Genomic DNA, 15096 nt, shown 5'->3' with positions numbered 1-15096 from the left:
TTTCGCTGATTAGTTTTGTTTTGTACCTCCAGATAAATCATAGTCGTTATGACTTTAATAAAGCAAGTGTTGGGCGGAAAACGGGTAATGCTATTATGGGAATGAGCATGCGACACAACAAAAACGCTACAAAACCAATTAAAATCAGCCCCAAAGCCTCACTGTGGGAGCAAAATAAAGTTTCCATGAAAATTTTTTTCTGGCGTTCTGCCTACCAAATACTGACGACCTTGTGCTTATTGGGACTAACTGCTGCATCCGAGCCTGTGAACAATAGCCAAAATGTGGAACTAAAAATTGGGATTGTACAGCGATTTGGAGCGACACCCGCAGCCAAGCTGGAACTAACACCAACAAAAGGCGATCGCATCAAGCTCAAATTTTCAGTAGGTAATCAGCCCCAAACCCTAGTCACATCCCAACCTGTCCAACTAGAAACAGTCATGGAAACCCTACCCGAACCCAAAGTTCAAGAGGTAGTGGTTTTAGGAAACTACCGCACCTTTGAAACAGCCGAAGACAGCGCTAAAAGCTGGCGTGATCTGGGACTACAGGTAGAAATAGCCCAGCCAGAACGCTGGCAAGTATGGGCAAAACGTGATGTTTATAGCACTCCGGTAGTTCGGCGCTTGCTATTAAAAAGTATTGAAACTTCTGGACGAAAACTTCCCTACCTAGATACCCAAATTCTCAAACAAGTACCGCGAATCAGTTGGGTAGTCAACGGTAAACGCTACAGCCAGAACTTTCTAGAAATTAGCAGTGGCAAAAACTTAATTCGCGTAAATAAAGCCGAAAAACCTGGAAATGCGCGTCTTTATGCCGGCAAGATGAACTTGCAACCCAATGCCTACGGTACTTACTCGTTAGTTAATCAAGTCCCCTTAGAAACCTATTTGCGGGGAGTTTTACCCTATGAAATTGGTACAAGTGCGCCCAGGACATCGTTAGAAGCTCAGGCAGTGATTGCTCGCACCTATGCTCTTAGGAATTTACGCAGGTTTGCTGTTGATGACTACCAATTATGTGCCGATACCCACTGCCAAGTTTATGATGGGCTGAATGGAGTGGCTAAAACAACAGATCAAGCGATCGCAGCTACAAGAGGTATGGTACTAACTTATAACAACGAGCTAGTAGACGCGCTCTATTCTTCGACTACAGGTGGAGTCACTGCTTCATTTAGCGATGTCTGGAATGGCGAAGATCGTCCTTATTTACGTCCAGTCATCGATGCATCTACAAATCTTTGGAACTTATCCCAGAAAAGTTTAGCAGACGAAAAAAACTTCCAACAGTTTATTAAGCTGCAACAAGGATTTAATGAAAGCACCTGGGATGTGTTTCGCTGGAACAAACAAACCAGCCTAGAGGATATTACCAAAGACTTACAGAAATTTTTGCGGGTGAAAAAGAGTCCCTATGCCAAATTTAAAACAGTTGAGTCCATAGCCGTAGTCAAACGCAGTCAAAGCGGCAGGATTTTGGATTTGGCGGTGAAAACGGATATCGGTGTGTTTCTTCTCCACAAAGATGAGGTTCGCAGTGCTTTTGCTGCTCCTCGCAGTACACTTTTTTATTTACAACCCCTGAACAAAGGTACATCAGACTTGTGGGGATACGCCTTTATAGGTGGTGGACTGGGACATGGAGTAGGATTGAGTCAAACTGGCGCTCAAAATTTAGCCAAGCTCGGTTGGTCGAGTAGCAAAATTCTCCAATTCTATTATCCTGGTACGCAAATAAAAATGCTTGGCAACGATATTAAGCCTTTCTTGAACAATTAGGAAATATCAGCCAATGACAAAACAAAGGGGGCAGAAATGGAATATCCATTTTTACTCCCCCTTTTAACTTTTGTCCAACAATAATGGCAAAAGAAATTTTGTATTTAGACAACCAGAAACAAGGATAAAAAACTTTTTTTTCCTGATTGCTGCCTTGTAGATGATTTTCAAGGCGCGGTGATGACTGTAACGCCTAAATCTTAGTAGAGGTCTTCTTCTTTGTGGGTTTGGATGGTTACGTCAGAGGCTGGGTAAGCCACACAAGTTAGTACATATCCAGCTTCGATTTGATCATCATCTAAGAATGATTGGTCAGATTGATCCACAGTACCCGATACAATCTTACCTGCACAGGTAGAACAAGCACCTGCACGGCAAGAGTAGGGCAAGTCAAGACCAGCTTCTTCAGCTGCATCTAGAATATAGGTATCATCATCAACGTCAATTGTTGTGTCTAGGCCTTCAGCTTCGTGGATAAGTCTGACTTTGTAAGTAGCCATTTAGTATTCCTCTCTTATTGCAACGGCAGTATAAGTAATCCTAAACCAAACAGTGCGGCTACCCCTTTGGGATCAGCCGTTGGTCAAAATTTACTTCAATTCTGATACTACGGGAAAAATTAAACCTTGTAACCGAAAATTGACCGCGATTAGTAATGAAATTTAGTTACTTATTACTAATAAGTTTTATTTATATAAAATCTGCGCCTGGATGTGTAAAAAATTTAGGACTAATACACCAAAATTATTGCTATCTGAAAGTGAAACGATATTAAGCTGCTTGAGACTAGCTTTTTGATAGAATGCCTATGGCATTGATAGCACTATGACCAATTAAGTAGTCAGTAAACAAGAGCGCTGTACAAAAACCAACAAACAGAACTGCTGAACATCATGTATAATTCCGATGCATCTTTGGCAAATACAACCGTGGGGGTGGGTTTAGTTGGTACTGGGTATGCGGCAAAACTCCGGGCTGAAGCATTGCGGCAAGATCCGCGATCGCATTTAGTCGCGATCGCAGGACATACTCCCGAACAAACAGCAACCTTTGCTCAAGAATATCAAACCCAAGTGATGAATTCTTGGCAACAGCTAGTAGCGCAAGACGATATCGATTTAGTTGTGATCTCTACAATTAATCGAGATCATGGTAAAATTGCCCATGCTGCCCTTACTAACGGCAAACACGTCATTGTCGAGTATCCCCTTTCTGTGGATGTGAAACAAGCTGAAGAATTAATCGCTTTAGCCAAGTCCAAAAATAAACTGCTGCACGTCGAACATATTGAACTTTTGGGCGGTTGGCATCAAGCTTTAAAACAACATTTAGCCCAACTTGGTGAATTGTTTTATGTCCGCTACAGCACCATTAACCCCCAGCATCCAGCACCCCGGAAGTGGACTTACAACCATGATTTCTTCGGTTTTCCTTTAATTGGCGCACTCTCTCGCTTACATCGTCTGACTGATTTGTTTGGTGAAGTTTTTACTGTGAATTGCCACCAGCGATATTGGGAAACGCAGACAGATTATTATCAATCCTGTTTATGCGTGGTTCAATTGTGCTTTACCAGTGGGTTGTTAGCTCAAGTGATTTATGGCAAAGGTGAGTCACTGTGGCAGTCAGAACGAAAATTTGAAATTAACGGCGAAAAAGGGGGGTTAATTCTGGATGGGGATACAGGAATGTTGGTGCAAGCTGAGGAAACAACGTTGATTGATTTGGGTACGCGTCGGGGTTTGTTTGCTCAAGATACGAATATGGTATTAGACCATCTGTTTCATGGCACTCCCTTATATGTCACCCCGGAACAAAGTTTGTATACCCTCAAGGTGGCAGATGCTGCACGGAGGGCTGCGGAAACAGGTTTAACTATATTTTTAACAAAAGAGTCATAAATGAAAACCAAAACTGAACCAATAGTTATTTTATCCCAGCGAGAAATAGAAAAAATGCGTCGGGCTGGGCGTTTGGCTGCCCAACTGTTACAACATTTAGAACCTTTGGTAAAACCAGGGGTTAGTACTCTCCAACTCAATGATGAAGCGGAACGTTGGACAAAAGCCCACGGAGGCAAAAGCGCTCCTCTGGGCTATAGGGGCTTTCCTAAGTCAATTTGTACCAGTGTGAATGAGGTGATCTGTCACGGTATTCCTAATCCTAAACAGATTCTCAAGGAAGGTGACATTATCAATATTGATGTCACACCAATTGTCGATGGTTATCACGGTGATACTTCCAAGACATTTATTGTCGGTGTATCTTCTCCCAAAATACAAAAGTTGGTAGAAGTAACAGAAGAGTGTCTTCGCTTAGGTATTGCAGAAGTGAAACCAGATGCGAAGATTGGGGATATTGGCGCAGCTATTCAAGAGTATGCTGAGGCTCAAGGCTTTTCTGTGGTGCGAGATTTTGTTGGACATGGAATTAGTAATATTTTCCACACTGCACCTGATATTCCCCATTATGGCATCAGGGGTAGAGGCAAGCGGCTGAGACCTGGTATGGTGTTTACCATTGAGCCGATGATTAATGAAGGAACCTATGAAGTAGAGATGTTGAATGATGGTTGGACTGCGGTAACGCGCGATCGCAAACTATCGGCTCAATTTGAGCATACATTAGCAGTAACTGAAGATGGTGTGGAGATTTTAACTTTACTGGAATAAGCTGCTATTTATAGGTGTTATGGGTCAGTTATCAGTTATAGCACTTCCCGGTGTTATGAGGTACAAGAACCCCACCCCCAACCCCCTCCCCGCAAGCGATGAGGGGGCTAAGATGTACTTCATAAGAGCGGAAACATCTGTATAGACTGTTAGTCATCACTGTTCCCTGACTCCTAAATTGTTTTATAGCAGATTAACTAGGTGAAATAAATCCATGCACATTCAACGAGTTATTATCAAAGACTTCCGTTGCTTTGAGCATCTGGAAGTTAATTTAGATCCCGATATCAATATTTTTGTTGGCAATAATGGATCTGGTAAAAGTGCGTTGTTGGATGCGATCGCTGCGGCAATGTTTCCGTATGTGGTTCAAATTCAGCAAATCGCAGGAAAAAGAAATCGAGAAAATTCACCTGTTTTTCAACGAGATTTGCCAGTCAAGCAGAAAGGCAGTGAACGAAAGACTAAGGCAGAGTTCACTGTATCAGCTACGGAGTTTCCAGATTGGACAATAGTTTACGAAAAACCGTTTGATGATAATGATAATGAAAGGATAAAGATACGCATTTCATCCTCATTTACTTCACAAGAAGGAACAAAAAAACTTTACTCTGAAATGCGAAATAAATGGAAGAATTATTATACTTTATCGAACTCTGAACTTTCTGTCATAGCTTATTATAAAGTCAATCGCCATTTAACCAATATTGCCTATGTTAAAAATGTTTCACCTCAATTTTTTGATAGATTTAATTCGCTGAATCATGCTTTTGATGCAACACATAGTTTTACAGATATGGCTAACTGGTTTTTTGTACGTGAATTTCAAGAATTAAGAGAGGCTAAAAAGAAGGGAGATATTAATCTTGAGCTTCCTGATTTGAAGCAAGTGCGAAATGCTATTTCTAGCATTCTTGCATTAAAGACTAATGTTTATTTCTCACAGATAATATCTGCCAATTTGATGGTTGATTGGACGATGGAAACAGGAGAGAGAAGAGAACTTTTACTGAGTCAATTGAGTACAGGTTATCGCAATATGTTGGCATTGGTGATGGACTTTGCTCGGCGTTTAGCACAAGCAAACCCAGATATGGAAAACCCATTAGCAGCAGAAGCAATTTTAATGATTGATGAGCTAGATTTGCATTTACATCCAACCTGGCAACAAAGAATTATTCCTGATTTAAAGAAAGTATTTCCTAACACTCAAATTATTGCTACCACTTACAGTCCTGAAGTTGTGACCACTGTAAAACAAAATCAAGTGTGGATATTAGAAGATTATCAAATAAAACCATGTCCTGAACCTACTAAGGGAAGAAAAAGTTCAGATATTGTGAGAAATGTTTTAGGGTTGAGTGAGTTAAGACCAGATACAGAAGAATCAAGAACACTGACACGGCTTTTTGAAGCAATTGATAATGGTCAATTAGAAGAAGCAAAACGCCTCAAACAAGAATTACAAGATTGGGAAGCTTATGATCCAGATATGACTAGAGCAGATATGCAAATCCGTCGATTGGAACGGAGGAATGCAGTGTGAAAAATGTTTGTAAATCCCCAGAACCAGAGGAACTTCAAAAATATAAAACGCGATTTTCTTTACAGGTTAAGCGATGGAGTGATGTAAAAAGTAATCGAATAACATTTAATGCAATTCGTGATACTTTAGCATCTGATCAAAAAGGACTTTGTGCTTATTGCGAAATGTCTCTTCATGAAAACAATCGTTCTGTTGAACACTTTATTCCTCGTAACCAATCAACAAAAGAAAATAATCATGATCTTGATTGGCAAAATATGCTTGGTATCTGTCTTCCTCCAGGTGGAATGAAAGATGATGATTTGCAAAATTTACAACTGCTGAAAGATTCACCATGTTGTGGAAAAAAAAAGGATGGTGACATCCCTGATAGTAAATTGTTAAACCCTCTCAATTTACCAACATTACGTTTATTCAAATTCAGTAGTGAAGATGGTGAAATTAAACCTGATGAAATCGCTTGTTTAAAGGCTGGTATTCCTGTTGAAAACGTTCTGTTTACTATTGATAAACTTGGACTCAATGTTCCACGATTGAAGGATCAAAGATTAGTTGTAATTGATTTCATCAATAAAGAGCTTGATGATGAGATGATTGATATAAATGTTTTGGAAGAGAAAGTTGCAGCCGAATATTTTGGTGATGGTACAGATAATTGGCTTCGTTTCTTCACAACTTATCGCTGGGTTTTAGGTGCAGGTGCGGAAAAACACCTTAGCAATATTTCCTATTCAGGTTAATCCGGTTGATCACATCATATATAGGACTACTATAGGAATAATATTTGATTTTTGATAGTCATACAAATTCCGCACACTAAAAGCCTTAATGGGTAAGGGTTTAGCACTGCTAAACCCCTACATAAATCAAATCGGACTGCTATAAATTATTTTAATTACGAATTACGAATTACGAATTACGAATTATTTTAACGTCCTAATTTATTAGGAATTCCTTCACAACCACCGGGAATTGTGCCTCTGGATTTTTCTCCACCCCAAGCACAGCAGTAACAACGGGCTGATTCAGACATTCTTTGGACGTTGCTGAAATCAGCATTTTCCACGACTGCACCGGTGTGTTCTCCTGTATCATAGTCAGGTGGGTGGGTACGACTGCGGGGTGAGGCTTTTTCCACTGAACCATAGAAGAAACGTACACCGTTTAAATCAGCATTGCTGAGATTGGCACCATATAAAATGGTACGGGATAGGTTAGCTTTTACTAAGTCGCAACCGATGAGATTAGCACGAACCAGATTAGCTTCACTTAAATCAGTCCAACGTAAATCATTACCAGCAAGGTCTGAACCTGCTAACATTACTCCTAAGTCGATGACGCGCACACCTTCTAATCGGTCTTCAGCGTAGCCACCGATACCGTCGAGAATGGCTCTACCTAAACGACGATCGCGTTTTAATGGTGTCAGCAATTTAGAACGGGAGAGAAAGCGGAGAATTTTGGCTTTACCACTACCATCTACACTACTAAAAATAGCGGCCGTTCGTCCTTCTGCGATCGCTCTTTCTTGCGGCCAATCTTCTAATAATCCTTCTTCGTCAAGTACCAAGTCGGAAACACCTTGGAAGTAAGAATCAATTGTTTGCTGTTGAGTAATAATATTTTGCTGTACTGTCAGCAGGTTTTGTTGAATAGTTAAGTCTTTAGAAATCACATATTGTCGCCAAGCCACGTAAACAGCGATAATGGCTATAGAAATTTGCCCTAAAGCACCAAACCATTCGGCTAAAGTTCCTGAAGCTTCCCAGTTAATTTTACGTCCCCAACGCAGCAGGTTATCACCCACACCAGCAAATCTAAATAAGCCAGTAATGCCTACTAATAAACCCATAAAGGCTACAAATATGGTTCTATCTTCGGGAGAAAACCATTCTTGCATGACATCTTTTAGCCAAGGGAAAAGCATTGCTACCGATAACACCAAAGTTCCCAAAGTTCCCAAGATGCCCAGAAACCAGTTATTAATAGCAATACCAATAAAAGTTAGAGCGATCGCTAGTAAAGTAAAAATTAATGCCCTTGGTTTAACTATAATGTTATGACTAGACTCGTCTTTGAAATGAGACGAAGCTCGTTTTAGGGCATTTGTATTTTCGGAAGACTGTAAAGAAGAAATTGCTGATAAAGCTTGTTGTGCAGCCAACCCTTCTGCGGTTAGTCCGTTTTCGCTTGTATCAACGTCAAAGTCATCTGGTTGCAAGTCTTGGTCTGGTTTGGATTCGGGCTGAGGTGGATGAAAGGAATTAGATTCAATCGTCATGCTTTCTATTTTCTCATACTTTTTTCTAACCAAGGTTAACAAATCTACTCTTTTAAAAAAAAATTTTGAGCAATTTTACAGCGGTTCTCGGTTGAGTGAGATACTTTTAACCCCACCCCCAACCCCCTCCCCGCTTGCGATGAGGGGGCTATGATGTATTTCATTCAAATGCATACCGCTATAACAGCGTAGCACCCTGAAATTATCTTAAATCTCAGGGTGCTATGGGTAATGTGTGTGTTTTACTTACTTTTCAACTTACAGCAGATTGCAGATCAATGAGGTACAGAATCAAAATTGAAACCTAGACACCAAGGCAGTTTTACTCCTGACTCCTGACTCCTGACTCCTGAATTCTGCTGTATCTAAACAACCTCTCTCTAAATCTCTCTCCTACAAAGAAAGAGACTTTGATTTTCGTTTTTCCTTTTCCCTCTCCTTTTAGGAGAAGGTTAGGGAGAGGTTCTTGGGATTGAGGTTTTGCGGTATCAATTGATTTTGAGAAAACCAAAAAAAGAATTTTTTAAGCTAGTCCCACTAATTTTTCGCTCAGTTCCCACAGACGCTTGGCTTTGTCATCATCGCTGGCTTCGTTGGAAACTTCTTGCACAAAGGACTTGCGGTCTTTTTTCTGTCTATTCCCCCAACTCCAATACATACCAGATTCATTGTATGCAGGATCAGCAACCACTTCTGCTACCCTCTTACCAGCATCCTCTTCTGATACATACCCCCCAGTGATGTATTTCTGAAATAGGGGGAAGAGTTTCTGAAATAGGGGATAATGATCACGGAATAGGGCTGTGGTTGCCACACACCCAGGATAGAGAGAACTGAAAGTGATACCAGTTGACTCATGATAACGTCGATGCAGTTCCTTCATGGTCAGAACATTGCAAACTTTGCTATCTTTATAAGCCTTGACAGGTTCAAATTTCTTACCATCAATCATGGTGTGAGGTGCTTTAAATCCTGCTTCAAAGCCTTGTAAATTTCCCAAATCTGGACGAGGTGGAATTTTTCCTCCTAATTCTTTCGGGTTGTGTGTCACAGTTCCCAAGATTACGAGTCTAGGTTCTGAAGCAGATGATTTCTGTAAATCCTCTAACATCAAGTTACACAAGAGGAAATGGCCGAGGTGATTTGTAGCCACACTTAACTCGTATCCATCTACACTCCACAACGGTTCCTTGATTAAGGGCATATATATTGCCGCGTTGCAAACTAAAGCATCTAACGACCTACCACTGTTCCTAAAGTCTTTGACAAACTGTCGCACACTATCTAAAGAGGCTAAATCGAGATGTATAATTGTATAGCTGTCCTTTGGTATTCCCACTGTTTGGGCAGCTGTTTCGGTTTTTGATAAATCCCGACAGGCCATTACTACGTGCCATTGACCAGTTTGAGCAAGAGCTTTAGCGGCTTGCAAACCGACACCTGAGGATGCGCCCGTAATTACGACGGTAGACTTCCGATGTTGTTCCATTCTGTTCAGACTGCGTTGACTGTAGTTGAGTTTCTATATGATCTCACACCATGATCACTAGTACCGCTTTGCGGAATTCGTAATTCGTAATAATGCAATGCTTACAGTCCCGCTAGGGATACGTAATTACTATTCCGTAAGGGTTGTAGACTTGAAAAATGGTGGCTTATTTACGCCGTATTGTACTAGCAGATATGATTACCTATAACCAGAGGCCGACAACAGGGAAGGGGAACAGTGATAATTAATGAGGTCTCTGTGTAAATTGATTGGTTAATTTTAGTTCAGCATGGTATGATGTGTGTGCTTTAAACAAAGCTTGTCTAAATCTTCATTTTTTCCTCAATAAAACAAAAGATAATTGATAATAGTTTCGTTGATTTTGATACGATTATTGAATCTCAAAAAGTCTTAACATCATATTATGAGTTGTGTAGGTGCAACATGGTTGTTTGGCGAGGCTTAATTGCCTGTGGATTTATGAGTTTTTTGACAATTGGTTGTGGTGATTTGGCAATTTCATCAGCAGAAAATACCAAGCAATTTGTACAAGAAAGAAATGTCAATCAATTGTTAACAGAAGTACAGGATAGCCAAAAAGCAGAGAATTTGTTAAAACAAGGCAATAGTTTTTTAGATACTAATCGCTACAAAGAGGCTTTGACGTTCTATAATCAAGCGATCGCTCTGAAAACCGACAGCGAAGAAACATGGGTTAACAGGGGAAATGCGTTAACAGCTTTGCATCGTTATGAAGAAGCTATAGAATCTTATGATAAAGCGATCGCTCTCCGACCAAATAAAGATGAAGCTTGGTATAATCGGGGAAATGCTTTAACAGCTTTGCGCCGTTACGAAGAAGCAGTTACAGCTTATAATGAAGCGATCGCTATTCACGCTGACAAATCTGAAGCTTGGATTAATCGAGGAATTGCCCTCACAAAATTGCAACGCTACAAGGAAGCTTTAGCTTCTTACAATCAAGCAATTAGTATTAAGCCAAATTCCCATCAAGCATATTATAACAAAGCTTGTAATTATGCCTTACAAGATAATGTCGAATTAGCACTGGAAAACCTAGAAAAAGCCATTCAACTAGTACCAGAGAAATATCAAAACCTAGCGAAAACCGATGCTGATTTTGATAAAGTACGGAATGACAAACGCTTTCAGGAATTAATCCAATAGATTATGATTGGTTATCAAAAGCATCTGCATAACCAAAAACTAGATGATCAGTTTGGTGAGGAAATATGCAAAAACTCCTAATTACTGGTGTTAGTGGTTTTCTTGGGTGGCATCTTTGCCAATTAGCACAACAAGAATGGGAAGTTTACGGCACATATCATACCCATTTTTTAGCAATACCTGATATCAAAATCGTCAAAGTTGATTTAACCGACTTTCAGGAATTAAAGGGTATATTTAATGATATCAAACCAGATGCAGTAATTCACACAGCCGCACAATCTCAACCGAATTACTGTCAACTTCATCCCCAGGAATCTTATACAATAAACGTGACAACATCTTGTCATATTGCGGGACTTTGTGCTGACAATTCTTTACCTTTAGCTTTTACCTCCACTGACTTAGTTTTTGATGGTTTAAAAGCACCTTATACAGAAATAGATAAAGTCTCACCTGTCAATATTTATGGTGAACAAAAAGTTAAAGCAGAAGTCGGTATATTAAAATTATATCCCCAATCAGCAATTTGCAGAATGCCATTAATGTTTGGGAGAGAAACACCAACAGCGAAAAGCTTTATTCAGCAATTTATGCAAATATTGCAAGATGGAAAAGAACTGAGTTTATTTATAGATGAATTTCGGACACCAGTTAGTGCAAACACAGCCGCAAAAGGGTTATTGTTAGCATTAGCAAAAGTTAACGGCATAATTCATTTAGGTGGGAAAGAAAGAATTTCCCGTTATGACTTTGGTAAAATATTAGTGGAAGTCTTGCAACTTCCTAGTGATAAATTAAAATCATGTTTGCAAGCAGATGTAAAAATGGCAGCACCAAGGCCAAAAGATGTTTCCTTGGATAGTTCAAAAGCCTTTGCTTTAGGTTATCAACCATTATCTGTAAGAGAGGAATTAGATGTTTTATCAAAATCCAATACCTCTAACAAATAAAAATTATTAAATCTGCCATCAGCAAAGATTATCCGTAAAAAAATCTAATATCTGTGAGAGAATAAATTTTTAATTTAACTAAAAGATATAAATACATAATAGTTTTGATGATTTTATTTCTTACCCTCTCAAAAAAAGATATTTGGGGATATTCTAACTCTTTTTGTCTATTAAAATAAACAGATTTTTCTTGCATATTAGCTTCACCCTTGCTAATTTTAAGCCATTCTAATTTATCCTTAAAAAAAGAAATATATTCCATAGAGTCAGTTCTAATTTCTAATCCAGATTTAGCAGCAGCTAAACCTATTGAATTTCCTTCTCCGCGATACAATTTGTTTAATTCACAATAGACAGCCATACGCTTCCAAGTTTCAATAAAATCAATCTCACGTCCTTCATCTCTTGTAACTACAAACAAGCACTCATGAACAAAAGTAATATCTTCTAAATGGAGATTAAATTTTTGAGAAACTTTTTTTAAAAGTTGGGTGGTGTAAAAGCAGCAGCAATCCATGACTCGTCTACATGGGGAACAGGATTCCGACCTAAATCGCGGTAAGTTATTGTATCTTCAGGATGGGTATCTTTCCAAGAAGTAATGAATTCGTAGGAAAGTGTACGTGAAATTGAACTTATTTGTTGAGTGTTGGTGTAACTGTATTTTATAATATTCAAATATTCACAGACAATTACAATTTCAGCATCCCACCAACAACCTACAAATCACAATCCTGTAAATCCCGTAATCCTGGATATCTTGATTCTAACAAAAAATATGAATCAGATATTTTCATTATATTGGGTTGCGTTCCTTAATCTAAGCTAGAAGATGAGCGATTCCTACGGATAGCTTTGCTATCGCACTAACTTAATTGAGATTTTATATGTTCAGAAACTTGTCTTAAAATTTTCATCTTTGATAAGTGTCTGGAGATTTTGACGTGCAACTCCTGTTTTATCGCGTAAAACATTTATCCAAACGGAAGTATCAATCAGAAACATTTCGATTTTCTCGCAATGCTTTATAGTCGTAGTCAGGAGTAAATTGAATTTGTCCACTTAAATCAAGTAAATTCCGTTTTTTACGAACGCGAATTAGTTCTTGTAATGCTAGATGAATTAATTCTTTTTTGGTTCGCACGTTAGTTAAACGAAATGCTTCTTCTACTAACCCGTCGTCAAGTTCAATATTGGTTCGCATGATATTTAGGTGGATTATGTGTATGAATATGTGTATTATACATTATTTTGTCTGAATCAGGATAAAAAGGATGTACAAGATGTTATAATATTGATAAACTTTCACCAAAATATACCTGTCTCAAAATGTATAAAATCATGGTTTAATTGGATGTGAGATTTGCTATTATTAAAAATAAGGTTTAAGACAATTAACGGAACTAGGTAAAAATCAATGATTCCAGAACAAGAATTATTAACAAAGTGGCGATCATTACCCCAGGATAAACAACAGGAAGTCTTAAAATTTGTGGAATTTATGCAATTGAAAACCACTACCAAAAAACCGCCTTTGGGGGAACGTTTGCGAGAAATTCGCTCTAAAATTGTTGCATCTGGTAAACCTTTATTAAATGCAGATGAAATAGAAAAAGAATTAGCTGATCGTAGAGGTGGAATACAAGGTAGAGAAGAATGATTATAACTTATATTGATTCGGGTGTGTTACTGAGTGCAACCAATGGTACTGGTTTAATTGCAGAAAAAGCATTAGAAATACTATCAGACTCACACCGGGTATTTGCTGCTAGTGAGTTTGTTAGGTTGGAGGTAAGTCCTAAAGCAGTTTATCATCAGCAAACGGAAGAATATCAATTTTATGAAGAGTTTTTTAATGATGTTATTTACTGGGCAAATGATTTAACTTATATTGTACAAGAATCTTATAAAATTGCTTCTCGGTATGGATTAGCTGCTATGGATGCACTTCATGTAGCTGCTGCTTTTTCTGTTGGTGCTGAGGAGTTAATTACTACTGAGAAGAAAACAAAACCGATGCACAAAGTAGTTGGTATTAAAGTTATTTATATTTTTGATTAAGATGTTTTTTGTCTGAATCAGGACACCCTTCGGGAAGTCAAAAGTCAAAAGTCAAAAGTCAAAAAATTCTTGATTTTAATAAGGATTTTCAGGATGTGGTTGTTTGATTGTCTATAAAATATACAGATTTGGGGATGATAGATAAGTTATCAGTTAAATTATCCGCTGTTAATTCTTTACTATTACTGTAACTGTATTTTATAATCTTCAAATCTTCACAGACAATTCATCAATAACAATCCTGTAAATCCTAAAATCCTGGACATCCTGATTCAGACAATTACAATTTCAGCATCTCACCAACAATTTACAAATAACAATCATGTGAATCTATGAACACACCTAATACCCAAAATCTGAAATTAGACGAAATTACATATATCATTAATGGGTGTGCAATGAAAATACACCGAACTTTGGGAAATGGTTTTCAGGAGGTTATTTATCAAAGATGTATGGAAATTGAATTGCAAAAATCAGGTTTAGGTTTTGGAAGGGAGGTAGAACAAGTAATTTATTATGAAGGGATTGAAGTAGGAACACGCAGAGCGGATTTTATAGTTGAAAATCAGGTTGTAGTGGAGTTGAAAGCGATAATTAATTTAGAAGATGTCCATTTAGCGCAAGCGAAAAATTATTTGGTGGCTTATAATTTTTCTGTGGGCTTATTGATTAATTTTGGGGCGTTAAAGTTGGAATATAAGAAGGTTTTTAATCCTAGATATCAGGTTTAAGTTGTCTGAATCAGGATGTCCAGGATTTAAGGATTTTCAGGATTTTGTTGTTTATTTGATGTGGGGATTTGTAATATTTTTTTGTCTGAATCAGGATAACCAGGATTTTAGGATTTACAGGATGTAGTTGTTTTATTGTCTATGAGAAGTACAGATTTTGGGATGATTGATAAGATAAATTATCTGTTAAATTATTGAATTATCTGCTGTTACTTCTTGACTGTTGGTGTAAATGTATTTTATCATCTTTCAATATTCACAGACAATTCATCAATAACAATCCTGTACATCCTAAAATCCTGGACATCCTGATTCAGACAATTACAATTTCAGCATCCCACCAACAACTTACAAATCACAATCCTGTAAATCCTAAAATCCTGGA

The 15096-nt window shown here is 38.3% G+C and carries 16 protein-coding genes and 1 pseudogene; 10 read left to right on the top strand and 7 right to left on the bottom strand.

Translation table 11 applies throughout. From position 1 onward, the window contains the following. Nucleotides 1-107 precede the first annotated feature (107 nt). Complete coding sequence (locus A9Y75_RS15085) at nt 108-1787, top strand: SpoIID/LytB domain-containing protein (RefSeq protein ID WP_071190581.1); 1680 nt, start codon at nt 108-110, stop codon at nt 1785-1787. A 200-nt stretch (nt 1788-1987) separates the two neighbouring features. Here A9Y75_RS15085 and A9Y75_RS15080 read toward each other — a convergent pair whose 3' ends face one another. After that, nucleotides 1988-2287, bottom strand: coding sequence for a 2Fe-2S iron-sulfur cluster-binding protein (locus A9Y75_RS15080; RefSeq protein ID WP_071190369.1), 300 nt, complete (start codon nt 2285-2287; stop codon nt 1988-1990). Nucleotides 2288-2680: 393 nt separating this feature from the next. Here A9Y75_RS15080 and A9Y75_RS15075 point away from each other — a divergent pair, with 393 nt between their 5' ends. The 4 genes from A9Y75_RS15075 (at nt 2681) to A9Y75_RS15060 (ending at nt 6745) form a co-directional block, all read left to right on the top strand. Further along, nucleotides 2681-3688, top strand: a complete 1008-nt coding sequence (locus tag A9Y75_RS15075; protein WP_071190368.1) for a Gfo/Idh/MocA family oxidoreductase — start codon at nt 2681-2683, stop codon at nt 3686-3688. Further along, the gene (gene map / locus A9Y75_RS15070; RefSeq protein WP_071190367.1) at nt 3689-4459 is read left to right on the top strand and encodes a type I methionyl aminopeptidase; all 771 of its coding nucleotides are present in this window, start codon (nt 3689-3691) and stop codon (nt 4457-4459) included. 214 nt (nt 4460-4673) lie between these two features. Next, complete coding sequence (locus A9Y75_RS15065) at nt 4674-6005, top strand: AAA family ATPase (protein WP_071190366.1); 1332 nt, start codon at nt 4674-4676, stop codon at nt 6003-6005. Further along, nucleotides 6002-6745, top strand: a complete 744-nt coding sequence (locus tag A9Y75_RS15060) for a retron system putative HNH endonuclease (RefSeq protein WP_071190365.1) — start codon at nt 6002-6004, stop codon at nt 6743-6745. The genes A9Y75_RS15065 and A9Y75_RS15060 overlap by 4 nt, the downstream gene beginning before the upstream one ends. A 188-nt stretch (nt 6746-6933) precedes the next feature. Here the strand turns inward: A9Y75_RS15060 and A9Y75_RS15055 are convergent, their stop codons facing one another. The 3 genes from A9Y75_RS15055 to A9Y75_RS15050 form a co-directional block, all read right to left on the bottom strand. Beyond that, the gene (locus A9Y75_RS15055; protein ID WP_071190364.1) at nt 6934-8286 is read right to left on the bottom strand and encodes a pentapeptide repeat-containing protein; all 1353 of its coding nucleotides are present in this window, start codon (nt 8284-8286) and stop codon (nt 6934-6936) included. Nucleotides 8287-8608: 322 nt separating this feature from the next. Next, a complete protein-coding gene (locus A9Y75_RS29670; protein WP_236721420.1) occupies nt 8609-8797 on the bottom strand; it encodes a hypothetical protein in 189 nt (62 codons plus the stop codon). A 12-nt stretch (nt 8798-8809) separates the two neighbouring features. After that, nucleotides 8810-9775, bottom strand: a complete 966-nt coding sequence (locus tag A9Y75_RS15050) for a protochlorophyllide reductase (RefSeq protein ID WP_071190363.1) — start codon at nt 9773-9775, stop codon at nt 8810-8812. Nucleotides 9776-10219: 444 nt separating this feature from the next. Here A9Y75_RS15050 and A9Y75_RS15045 point away from each other — a divergent pair, with 444 nt between their 5' ends. After that, nucleotides 10220-10963, top strand: coding sequence for a tetratricopeptide repeat protein (locus A9Y75_RS15045; protein WP_071190362.1), 744 nt, complete (start codon nt 10220-10222; stop codon nt 10961-10963). 65 nt (nt 10964-11028) lie between these two features. Beyond that, a complete protein-coding gene (locus tag A9Y75_RS15040) occupies nt 11029-11916 on the top strand; it encodes an NAD(P)-dependent oxidoreductase (protein ID WP_071190361.1) in 888 nt (295 codons plus the stop codon). A gap of 28 nt (nt 11917-11944) precedes the next feature. Here the strand turns inward: A9Y75_RS15040 and A9Y75_RS15035 are convergent, their stop codons facing one another. The 3 genes and pseudogenes from A9Y75_RS15035 to A9Y75_RS15030 all read right to left on the bottom strand — a co-directional run bounded on the left by A9Y75_RS15035 (nt 11945) and on the right by A9Y75_RS15030 (nt 13120). After that, complete coding sequence (locus A9Y75_RS15035; protein ID WP_143046425.1) at nt 11945-12337, bottom strand: hypothetical protein; 393 nt, start codon at nt 12335-12337, stop codon at nt 11945-11947. A gap of 65 nt (nt 12338-12402) precedes the next feature. Continuing rightward, nucleotides 12403-12594 (bottom strand): annotated as a pseudogene (locus tag A9Y75_RS26585) (NAD(P)H-dependent oxidoreductase); the annotation flags it as partial. 313 nt (nt 12595-12907) lie between these two features. Beyond that, the gene (locus A9Y75_RS15030) at nt 12908-13120 is read right to left on the bottom strand and encodes a type II toxin-antitoxin system VapB family antitoxin (protein ID WP_071190359.1); all 213 of its coding nucleotides are present in this window, start codon (nt 13118-13120) and stop codon (nt 12908-12910) included. 213 nt (nt 13121-13333) lie between these two features. Here A9Y75_RS15030 and A9Y75_RS15025 point away from each other — a divergent pair, with 213 nt between their 5' ends. The 3 genes from A9Y75_RS15025 (at nt 13334) to A9Y75_RS15015 (ending at nt 14711) form a co-directional block, all read left to right on the top strand. Beyond that, nucleotides 13334-13576, top strand: coding sequence for a hypothetical protein (locus A9Y75_RS15025; protein WP_071190358.1), 243 nt, complete (start codon nt 13334-13336; stop codon nt 13574-13576). Next, nucleotides 13573-13977, top strand: coding sequence for a PIN domain-containing protein (locus tag A9Y75_RS15020; protein WP_071190357.1), 405 nt, complete (start codon nt 13573-13575; stop codon nt 13975-13977). Before A9Y75_RS15025 ends, A9Y75_RS15020 begins: the two co-directional genes overlap by 4 nt. 332 nt (nt 13978-14309) lie before the next feature. Continuing rightward, entirely contained in the window at nt 14310-14711 is a 402-nt protein-coding gene (locus tag A9Y75_RS15015) for a GxxExxY protein (RefSeq protein WP_201788419.1), read from the top strand. The last annotated feature ends 385 nt before the right edge of the window (nt 14712-15096 follow it).

Source organism: Trichormus sp. NMC-1 (genome assembly GCF_001858025.1).
In the GTDB taxonomy this organism is placed as follows: domain Bacteria; phylum Cyanobacteriota; class Cyanobacteriia; order Cyanobacteriales; family Nostocaceae; genus Anabaena.
Note: the sequence above shows the minus strand (reverse complement) of the source record. Positions and strands in the feature narration are given on the sequence as shown.

Excerpts from the sequence above, each read along its gene's own strand:
- A9Y75_RS15065 (WP_071190366.1), top strand. The coding sequence starts at position 4,674 with ATGCACATTCAACGAGTTATTATCAAAGACTTCCGTTGCTTTGAGCAT.
- A9Y75_RS15030 (WP_071190359.1), bottom strand. The coding sequence starts at position 13,120 with ATGCGAACCAATATTGAACTTGACGACGGGTTAGTAGAAGAAGCATTT.
- A9Y75_RS15015 (WP_201788419.1), top strand. The coding sequence starts at position 14,310 with ATGAACACACCTAATACCCAAAATCTGAAATTAGACGAAATTACATAT.
- A9Y75_RS15085 (WP_071190581.1), top strand. The coding sequence starts at position 108 with ATGCGACACAACAAAAACGCTACAAAACCAATTAAAATCAGCCCCAAA.
- A9Y75_RS15045 (WP_071190362.1), top strand. The coding sequence starts at position 10,220 with ATGGTTGTTTGGCGAGGCTTAATTGCCTGTGGATTTATGAGTTTTTTG.
- A9Y75_RS15080 (WP_071190369.1), bottom strand. The coding sequence starts at position 2,287 with ATGGCTACTTACAAAGTCAGACTTATCCACGAAGCTGAAGGCCTAGAC.
- A9Y75_RS15025 (WP_071190358.1), top strand. The coding sequence starts at position 13,334 with ATGATTCCAGAACAAGAATTATTAACAAAGTGGCGATCATTACCCCAG.
- A9Y75_RS15050 (WP_071190363.1), bottom strand. The coding sequence starts at position 9,775 with ATGGAACAACATCGGAAGTCTACCGTCGTAATTACGGGCGCATCCTCA.
- A9Y75_RS15075 (WP_071190368.1), top strand. The coding sequence starts at position 2,681 with ATGTATAATTCCGATGCATCTTTGGCAAATACAACCGTGGGGGTGGGT.
- A9Y75_RS15040 (WP_071190361.1), top strand. The coding sequence starts at position 11,029 with ATGCAAAAACTCCTAATTACTGGTGTTAGTGGTTTTCTTGGGTGGCAT.
- map (WP_071190367.1), top strand. The coding sequence starts at position 3,689 with ATGAAAACCAAAACTGAACCAATAGTTATTTTATCCCAGCGAGAAATA.
- A9Y75_RS15055 (WP_071190364.1), bottom strand. The coding sequence starts at position 8,286 with ATGACGATTGAATCTAATTCCTTTCATCCACCTCAGCCCGAATCCAAA.
- A9Y75_RS15020 (WP_071190357.1), top strand. The coding sequence starts at position 13,573 with ATGATTATAACTTATATTGATTCGGGTGTGTTACTGAGTGCAACCAAT.